Here is a 1,451-nt window from a genome sequence, read left to right on the forward strand (position 1 = left end):
CCCTCGATTACAAGGAAAATTTTACAATAGGTACCACAGATAAGAATCAAATAACATTTTTTCCTAAGAAAAATAGCCTTGTAAGTTCTCTAAGTATTCAAGCGAGCAAAGCTTACCAAACAAGAGAATTTGTAAAGGAAAGCATAGCAGATATCGGATTTTCAATACTAGGCGGTTTCGTAGGTGGAATGTTTGGCGAGGGAATTGGCGGAGTCGCCGAAGTAGTTTTTAAGAGTTTAAGTAAAGTAATTACCGGAGCAGTTGAGATTGCCATTAAAACAGGATCTGCGACCATTGAAAATGTTTTTAGTAAGGTGTCTACTGTTGTTTTGGATGATACAGTCGAAGCGGCTGGTCAGAGTAGTATTACTAGAGGAGCATTTTCATTATTTGATGATGAAGAAGAAAGAATACCTCTGGACAGGCTGAATAAGGCTACTGTAAGTAATAATGGGGCTATTGATGCTAGTTTAGATACGGATTGTTCAGAAATTAGTGGAGCAGCTAAAGATTTCAATAGTGAAAGTGGCGAAGACGATGAATTATTATTTGATCGATTTAAAATCTCGAAGGTGAAAAAAGAAAATGTCTTTTTGAAGTTGATAAAAACTAGGTGGAAAATGGCATTAGGTGTTTCATTAGGTGGTGCTTTAGGAGGGGGAATCGGAGAGGGTTTAGCTAAACTCGATCAATGGATAGATTTTAAGAAAGAGGATCCTTTTCAAGATTTACCGACATTAGATACATTTCTAAATAAGTGTATGGAAAATGTTAAATGGCCACAGAGTAGTGGATTTCAATTTAAGTCAATTGAATTAACTGTTGGAGGACTTAAGATTAATGGAGAATTAATCCCAAAAACAAAGAACTCTTAGGGAAAACTATGACAAGCCAAGGGTGAGATTTGATGAAAATATTTGATGCTTTTTCGAAAAAAAGACAAAGAAAATAAACCTTGAAGAGTTTTCAAAATGAAACATTTTTCCGGTGGATGGGGAGGAATGTTATAAGGTTTATTATTTTAAGTGGCATTTATTGTAAGTTGGCGGTGATACATTTTAAATTAATGATGTCGTAAAGTAAGTGAGAAAATGATTTCTAAAACAGAGGAGGGTATTAAGTCGGAAACGAAAAATAGTCAATCAAACAATACTATTGAGAATAAAAATGGGTGGGACACAGTTTCTTCTGTTTCCTTTTCACAAATAAATAGCGATATTAAAAAAACTAATAATACACCAGGTACATTCGAATGTCATGATATTGGTGATTTCTCTAAAAAGGTATTGCGTACTATTCAAGGAGAGTGGGATACATGGCAGATAACTACAGAGAGTGATGATGCAAATATTGTTTTTAAATGTCCTATTAAAAAGGGGAAATTTATTGATCACCAAGCCAATGCAGAATTTGATATTTCAAATGAATATTTAAGTGTAGAAGTTAGATTG

At 34.0% G+C, this 1,451-nt stretch carries 2 protein-coding genes; both read left to right on the forward strand.

Annotated features, from left to right (window positions below):
- On the forward strand, positions 1–875 hold an 875-nt coding region (locus ACS2MN_RS30910; RefSeq protein ID WP_438894971.1), incomplete at its 5' end, for a hypothetical protein.
- 216 nt (positions 876–1,091) lie between these two features.
- A partial coding sequence (locus tag ACS2MN_RS30915; protein ID WP_438894972.1) for a TULIP family P47-like protein occupies positions 1,092–1,451 on the forward strand: 360 nt, incomplete at its 3' end.

This window comes from Bacillus cereus group sp. BceL062 (genome assembly GCF_051780025.1).
Lineage (GTDB): Bacteria > Bacillota > Bacilli > Bacillales > Bacillaceae_G > Bacillus_A > Bacillus_A toyonensis.